General features: G+C 43.7%; 1 protein-coding gene. It reads right to left on the bottom strand.

Annotated features, from left to right (window positions below; genetic code table 11):
- Position 1: 1 nt before the first annotated feature.
- Positions 2-775, bottom strand: a protein-coding gene (locus D1831_RS14260; RefSeq protein WP_125073458.1) for an IS5 family transposase whose coding sequence is annotated in 2 segments (ribosomal slippage) — positions 2-531 and positions 531-775 — 775 coding nt annotated over the 2 segments. Because the reading frame shifts where the segments join, the coding sequence is not laid out codon by codon here. This gene is flagged as partial in the annotation.

Here is a 775-nt window from a genome sequence, read left to right as displayed (position 1 = left end):
TCTAAAATCTCTTAAGTAATAGTGCTAAAAACGCTAAAACGACCATTTGCAGACTGGTGGTTAATTGACGCTCACAATTTTTCCAAAGTCGCCGACAATTCTCTAGCCAACTAAAAGATCGTTCGACTACCCAACGTTGGGGCATGACTTCGAATCGATGCAACTCATTGCGCTTCGCAACCTGCACGGTTGCGTTTAAATTACTGGCTACATCGAGCTGAAAATTAACGCCTGAATAACCACCATCAACTAAGACATTTTGAACCTGGCGTAAATGCATGGCATGTAAAGCGATCATTGCACTGGCCCCGTCTCGATCAGAGACGTTCGCTCGCGTCATGTGAATGGCCTGCGGAAAGCCATTGATATCAACTGCCAGATGGCGCTTAATCCCCGAGATTTTCTTACCAGCGTCGTAACCTTTGTTTTCAGCAGTAGCGGTGTTTTTGACGCTCTGAGCGTCAACGATAATAAAGGAAGTTAAAGCTGAACGTCCTTGGTAAGTTCGCCGAGCAATGACAATTTTTTTAAAACTTGTTCCAATAAAGAATCAGCCGTAGGCTCAGCTTTAGTTGACCAAATTTTGTAATAGTTGTAAACTGACCGCCATTCTGGGAAATCACCGGGGACTTGACGCCATTGGCAACCGGTTTTCAAGACATATAGGACCGCACAGAAGACCTCGTAGAGGTCATATTTTCGAGGCTTAGTTCGCTTACGAAAATTTTCTAAAGCTGGTCGAATTAATTCAAATTGTTGCCGAGTAATATTGCTG

The organism is Lactiplantibacillus garii (assembly GCF_003885105.1).
GTDB lineage: Bacteria > Bacillota > Bacilli > Lactobacillales > Lactobacillaceae > Lactiplantibacillus > Lactiplantibacillus garii.
Note: the sequence above shows the minus strand (reverse complement) of the source record. Positions and strands in the feature narration are given on the sequence as shown.